This is a genomic window from Thermoanaerobaculia bacterium (assembly GCA_018057705.1).
Lineage (GTDB): Bacteria > Acidobacteriota > Thermoanaerobaculia > Multivoradales > JAGPDF01 > JAGPDF01.
In genome coordinates this window covers 19,718-26,327 of the sequence record JAGPDF010000071.1, presented here as the reverse complement: position 1 = coordinate 26,327, position 6,610 = coordinate 19,718, and the positions used below count along the sequence as shown (strand labels likewise).

Genomic DNA, 6,610 nt, shown 5'->3' with positions numbered 1-6,610 from the left:
TTCAACGTCCATGCCCAGATCTTCGGCGGCCTGCGCGCGCTGCTCGACGACCGGGTTCCGGCCGAGCGGCGCCAGGCGGCGCTGGCGCGCCTGAGGAAGTACGCCGGCCTCGAGCCTGGCTTCACGCCGATCACCGACCAGGCGATGGCCTACACCAGGAACGCGCTGAAGGGTCCGAGCGGCTCCGGCACAACGCTGCGTGGGCCCTTCAAGGACGACCTGGCCAAGGATTTCGGCAACGCCGCCCGCTACCTCGACGGCATCGCCAAGCTGTTCGAGAAGTACCAGCTCGCCGGCTGGGAGCAGCCGTACGAGGCGCTCCAGAAGCAGCTCGACGGATACACCGCATTCCTCCACGCCGAGGTCGAGCCGCGCGCGGTCGACGACTTCCGGATCCCCGAGGAGCAGTACCGCTTCGCGCTCCAGCAGTTCGGCGTCGACTGGACGGTGGAGGAGCTCACCGGGCGCGCCAAAGCGTCGTTCCACGAGATCCAGAACGAGATGCAGGTCCTGGCTGCGATGATCGCCAAGGAGCGGGGGCTCGGCTCGTCCGACTACCGCGACGTGATCCGGGACCTGAAGACGAAACAGCTGGTCGGCGAGGCGATCCTGCCGCACTACCAGCAGCGCATCAAGGAGCTCGAAGGGCTCATCGCCGCCAACCGGATCGTGACGCTTCCCGAGCGCGAGATGCGCATTCGCATCGCGAGCGAGGCCGAGAGCGCGCAGACGCCCGCGCCGAACATGAGCCCGCCGCGCCTGATCGGCAACACCGGCGAGTTCGGGGAATTCGTCCTGCCGCTCAAGATTGCAGGCGAGAGCGGCAAGGAGGAGATCGGCTTCGACGACTTCACCTTCGAGGCCGCGTCCTGGACGCTGACCGCTCACGAGGGCCGTCCGGGCCACGAGCTGCAGTTCGCCTCGATCGTCGAGAAGGGGGTCTCGCAGGCGCGCGTGCTCTACGCCTTCAACAGCGTCAACGTCGAGGGCTGGGCGCTCTACGCCGAGGCCGAGATGAAGCCGTACCAGCCGCTCGAGGGGCAGTTGATCGCGCTCCAGCATCGCCTGCTGCGGTCGGCGCGCGCGCATCTCGACCCGGGCCTCCAGCTCGGGACCATCACCAGGGACGAGGCGTTCCGCGTGCTCGAGCGGGACGTCGTGCTCTCGCATGCCATGGCGCTCCAGGAGGTCGAGCGCTACACCTTTCGCGCCCCTGGCCAGGCGCCCTCCTACTTCTGCGGCTACCAGCACCTGATGGAGCTGCGCACCGACGTCGAACGGAAGCTGGCCGACAAGTTCGACCGGCTGGCGTTCCACGACTTTCTGCTCGCCCAGGGCCTCTTGCCTCCGGCGCTGATGCGCAAGGCGGTGATGGACGGGTTCGTCGCGCCGCGCCTCGGAGGAGGGGCGGCCGGCGGCGCGGCCAGCGGCGGCAGCTGACGATCCAGGCTTCCGCCCAGCCGTGAGCTCCACGTCCGTCTCCGCCGTGCTCCGGCCGCCGGTGGTCGACTTCCCCGACGACGTCGCTACTCTTGCGCGACGGCTTCCATCCGGCGCATGGCGCGGAGGTGGTTGCGGCCGGCGATCTTCAGGAGGTCGTCGTCGGTGTAGCCGCGGCGGAGGAGCTCGGCGAAGAGGTGGGGGTAGCGGCTGACGTCGGCAAGCTCGGGGACCATCGATTTGGCGCCGTCGTCGTAGTAGTCGCCGCCGATGCCGATGTGGTCGATGCCGGCGACGGCGCGAATGTGATCGATGTGGTCGGCGACTTCGGCGATCGTCCCCCGAGGTTGCGGATGGGACTTCTCCCAGGAGGCGATGCCGGCGTCGATGGCCGCCTCTTCGTCGAGGGCGGCGCGCAGCTCTTCGAGCTTTGCCGTACGCGCTTCCTGCCAGGCGGCGTCGCCCTTCGCCACGAACACACTGAGGAAGTTGACGTGCACCACGCCGCCGTTCGCGGGCATCAAACGCAGAACTTCGTCGGGGACGTTCCTCACGTGGCCGGCCACGGCGCGGGCGTTCGAGTGCGAGAAGAGGACCGGCGCGCGGCTCACCCGCAGCACGTCGAGCATCGTCGCGGGGCTGACGTGCGAGAGGTCGACGAACATCCCCAGCCGGTTCATCTCGCGGACGATCTCCTCTCCGCGCTCACTCAGGCCGTCCTGCTCCGGGCGATCGGTGGCGGCGTCGGCCCAGGGGACGTTGTTCCAGTGGGTGAGTGTCATGTAGCGCGCGCCGAGCCGGTGGAAGATGCGCAGGACGCCGAGCGAATCCTCGATCATGTGGCCACCCTCGATGCCCATCAGGGAGGCGATGCGGCCGGCGCGGTGGATGCGTTCGATGTCGTCGGCGGAACGCGCCAGCTCGAGCTCCGGATGCCGGCGGATCATCTCCAGCACGACGTCGATCTCGCGCACCGCCTCGTGGAGTGAGGTGCCTTTGTGGGCGTTCTCCGCGTCGGTGAAGATCGACCAGTACTGGGCGCCCACCCGGCCTTCCCGCAGCCGCGGAAGGTCGGCGCAGAGCTGCGGCTGGACCTTGCCGAGGTCGATTGCCCTCCAGTCCGGGTCCCCCTTCTCGATGAGCATGCTCGGCAGGTCGTTGTGGGCGTCGATGAGCGGCGCCCGCTCGAGGATCGCCTGCGCGCGCGCCAGCAGCTCGGAGCTCGAGTCGGAAGTGGAACCCGACGCGGGCAGGGGCAGGGCTGAGATGGTGAGAAGAGCAACGGCTGCGAGCGGGCGACGGGCCATGGAGGTCTCCGGAGGAGTGGAGCGATCGATGCGGGAGGATACCGCAGGCCCCGTGCAACCTCGGGGATCTGCCGGCAAGCGCCGCGGACCCACCCCTCGGGGCTCGATGTCGCCCTGGCGCGGCGGAGCACGTTCTTCCATTTGAGGAGCATCCTGGCGCTCCAAGGAGACCCGCTCCATGAACCTCATCGCGCAGCGGCAACGACGTCGACCGAGCTCGACCTGGACTCTCATCGTGGTGATCGGGTGCCTCTGGCCTGAGGTCGCGCAGGCCCAGCCGAACACCGGCACGGTCTGGGAGACCTTCGGCCCCTCCAGGTCCTCCGGTGTGTTCACCGAGATCACCGGAGTTCACAACGGCGACATCGCCGCCTACGCCGTCGCCGCCGACCGCGGCCACCGGATCGTGACCGTGAACCAATGGAAGGACGCCCAGTTCGACCTCGATCTCGACTGCGCCGTCACCCGCCACTTTCCGGACGCGCGCACGCTCGACATGGAGTTCACCGGCGAGCTCGAGGCCAGCCGGCGCATCGCCCTGAATCTCGGCGGCGAGCTGGCCGATCGCTGCCGGGCGCTGGACATCGATTCCGCGTCGCGTCCGGTGATCGCCGGCTACGCCAGTACCGACGGGCCGGACACCGCCTTCGTCGTTCGGCTGTCAGCGGTGGACGGCACCTACGACAACAGCTTCTCGTCGAACGGCCGCTTCACGCTCGAGAATCTGGTCGGCTTCTTCGGCCTCGAGACCCGGTTTACCGACGTCGAGACCTATTCCGACGGGAGAGTCCTGGCGTGCGGCGACGTCGAGCGCGCTGGCGAGCGCAACATGCTGGTCATGAGGTTCCTCGCCAACGGCGCGCTCGACTCGAGCTTCCACGGCAACGGCTACCGCGAGATCGACTGGAACGGCGGCGGCGGCGACAACGACACCTGCGAGCGCCTGGTGATCCTGCCCGACGACCGGATCGTACTGGCCGGCGTGGCCCAGGCGCCCACCTCCGGCGAGACGGGCTTCGCGCTGGCGCGGCTGCACGCCAACGGCGACCTCGACACCGACTTCCACTTCGACGGCAGGGCGCTGATCAGCGACGGTTCGATGTTCACGGCCCCCACGGTCGTCGACGTCGGCTACGACGCCACCCGCCAGCGCCTGGTCGTGGCCGCGACGGCGACCGGATTCAACATGACTCCAGGCGGCGCGCTGGTGGCGGTCGGCAGCGGCGGATTCCTCGACCCGACATTCAACGGCAACGGCCGGCGCAGCCTGCGCTTTTCCGACTTCGGCGGCGACGCGCCGGCGCGCGAGCCCGGCGCCACCTGGCTGCGGCGCCTGCTGATGCGGCCCGACGGCAGCTTCTACCTCGCGGGCACGCACGAGAACAGCCCCATCGATGCGTCGTTCTACGGCCCGACAGACCTGGCGGTCGCCCGCCTGCTGCCCGACGGCAGCGACGACACGACGCCCGGCCGGGCCTTCTCGGACGACGGGGTCGTTTTTCACGCCTACAACAGGATCGGCCACCAGAACGTCGCGTCGTCCGCGCGGGCGCGGGTGGGCGACACCCTCGAGGACGCGATCTTCTACCGCGGCAACGTCCTGCTGCTCTCCGAGACGAATCGCCATCCGGAGGGCAAATGGGGCGGGGAGGACTACGGTCTCGGTCCGATCGCGCCGGTCGTCGGCGGGATCGTGACCGAGCGCATCTGGAACGAAGATTGGGAACCCGACGCCCTGGCCGAGCCGACGTCGCTCTTTGCCACGATTCCGGTGCCCGCCGGCTACGGCCGCTACTGCAGCGTGCGCGATCCCGTATCCGGCGGTTTCAGTCTCCTCGCCCAGGGTGCGACGAGCGACCCCTGTCAGGACTTGCTCGACGGCGATCCGAACCTGATCATCGAGCGCGCCGGTCTCTATGCACTCGCCGGACCGAACAATGTCCTGGCCGCCTGCGACGGCGATTCCGTCAGTCGCCACTTCGGCAACGGCGGAGCGCCGTTCGCCGCGGCGGTGAGTGCGACGGCGGGGCAGAGCGACTGCATCTTCACCGCCGCGCCCCACTTCCTGCCGGTGTTCTCCCGGCCTTACTCCGGTGAACATGTGGCAGAGAGCGCGCAGTCGTTCAACCACGACGTCTACAACATCCCGATCGACGTCTCCGACTTCGGTCAGGTTCCGGTTGCCGACCACCCGGAGGCCCACTACGTCGACCTCAACGGGATTCAGACGTGCAACAGCTCGCCGCAGCACGAGGTCAGCGGCGTCGACGAGGCGGCGGCGGACATCGGGTATATCGACGGCCGCGATGTGGTGGCGGTGGCCGCCGGCCGGGTGGCAGCGGCGGTGCCGCGGTACGTTCTGGAGCTCACGGCGGTGGGGTTCGACCCGCATCAGCGCGAGGTCTTCGTCCGCCATGCGGTGGGCTTCGGCCGCTACAGCGAGCCGTTCACCACGTACTACGCCCATATGTCGGACACGTTGGTTCGACGAGGTGACTCGGTCGCTACCGGTACCGTTCTCGGGCGCGTCGGCACGACCGGGGCCTCGAGCGGCAACCACCTGCACATCGCGGTTTTCCGCCATCGCAACCTGAGCTATCGCTCGAGCTTCGAGCTCGACTACTCCCGCGCCGACTTCTTCGAGGGCGACAAAGCGGCGGCCGCGATCGACCCCTGGGGCTGGAACGGGCCGCCGGCGACGGACCCGTGGGCGTGGCGCTTCCGCTCGTCCGACAACCATCCCGACAACGCCGGCAGCTGGAGCCTCCACCTCTGGAAGCCGGGCGAAGCGCCCACTATGTATCTGGACCCGGACTGAGAGGGGCGCCCGCTTCCGCGAGCGGCCGGCCTGGGGCGCTCCGTTCTCAGGAAGGCAGGTGCAATCGCACCCGCTTCACCTGCCGCGGCGTCGCTTCGACGACCTCGATGCGCACGCCATCGACGAGCTGCTCTTCGCCAGCCCGCAGGATCTGTCCGGATTCGTGCATCAGCAGGCCGGCCAGGGTCGAGTAGTCGGGCGACACCGGCAGGTCCGTGCCGAGCTGCCGGTTGACCTCCTGCACCGGCGTGTCGGCGCGCACCAGCGCGCTCCCGCCGGCGTCCCGCCGGATCGCCTCCGCCGGCTTCTCGTGCTCGCCGAGGACCTCGCCGAGCAGCTCCTCGGCGATGTCGCCGATGGTCACGATGCCGGCGGTCATCCCGTGCTGGTCGATGACCACGGCGAGGTGGGCGCGCCTCTCCTGCAGGTCGCGCAGCACTTCGACCGCGGGCGTCCGCGCGGCGACGAGCGGCACGCCGCGCAGGATCGCGCCGATGTCGACGCCGCCCCCTTCGATGATCTGCTGCACGAGGTTGCGCTCGAGCACGTATCCCTCGACGCTGTCGAGATCGCGTAGCACGACCGGGTAGCGGGAATGCGGCCGCGACTGGAGGAGCGCCCAGACCTCGTCGCGAGTCGCGTCGCGGCGCAGGTAGGCCACCTGGGTCCGCGGGATGAGGAGCGAGGAGATCGGCAGCTCGCCGAGCTCGATCGCGCGCGAGGCGATATCGCCCGCGGCGCGAAGTAGAGATCCGGAGGTGGCGGCCTCTTCCACCAGGTGCTGGAGCTCGTCGGGCGAGAGCCGGGCCTCGGTGAACGTCGTCTGATCCCGGAAAGGGCGCAGGAGGAGATTCGAGACCGTCGTCAGGAACCAGACGACCGGGCGCGCGGCCTGGGACATCCAGAGCAGCGGTCGAGACACCAGCAGGCTCACGCGTTCGCTGCTGCGCAGCGCGAGCGATTTCGGCACGAGCTCGCCGAGGACGATCGACGACACCGAAATGAAAGCGACCACGAGGGCGAGCGCGAGCTCGTCGGCGCCGCG

At 69.2% G+C, this 6,610-nt stretch carries 4 protein-coding genes; 2 read left to right on the top strand and 2 right to left on the bottom strand.

Translation table 11 applies throughout. The features are described from left to right. On the top strand, window positions 1–1,440 hold a 1,440-nt coding region (locus tag KBI44_17280; protein ID MBP9146233.1), incomplete at its 5' end, for a DUF885 domain-containing protein. Window positions 1,441–1,526: 86 nt separating this feature from the next. Here the strand turns inward: KBI44_17280 and KBI44_17275 are convergent. Then, a complete protein-coding gene (locus tag KBI44_17275) occupies window positions 1,527–2,747 on the bottom strand; it encodes a dipeptidase (GenBank protein ID MBP9146232.1) in 1,221 nt (406 codons plus the stop codon). A 178-nt stretch (window positions 2,748–2,925) separates the two neighbouring features. Here KBI44_17275 and KBI44_17270 point away from each other — a divergent pair, with 178 nt between their 5' ends. Next, on the top strand, window positions 2,926–5,565 hold the full coding sequence (locus KBI44_17270) for a peptidoglycan DD-metalloendopeptidase family protein (GenBank protein ID MBP9146231.1): 2,640 nt from the start codon (window positions 2,926–2,928) through the stop codon (window positions 5,563–5,565). Window positions 5,566–5,611: 46 nt separating this feature from the next. Here KBI44_17270 and KBI44_17265 read toward each other — a convergent pair. Then, window positions 5,612–6,610: HlyC/CorC family transporter (locus tag KBI44_17265; protein MBP9146230.1), on the bottom strand; the 999-nt coding region annotated here is incomplete at its 5' end.

Excerpts from the sequence above, each read along its gene's own strand:
- KBI44_17270 (MBP9146231.1), top strand. The coding sequence starts at position 2,926 with ATGAACCTCATCGCGCAGCGGCAACGACGTCGACCGAGCTCGACCTGG.
- KBI44_17275 (MBP9146232.1), bottom strand. The coding sequence starts at position 2,747 with ATGGCCCGTCGCCCGCTCGCAGCCGTTGCTCTTCTCACCATCTCAGCC.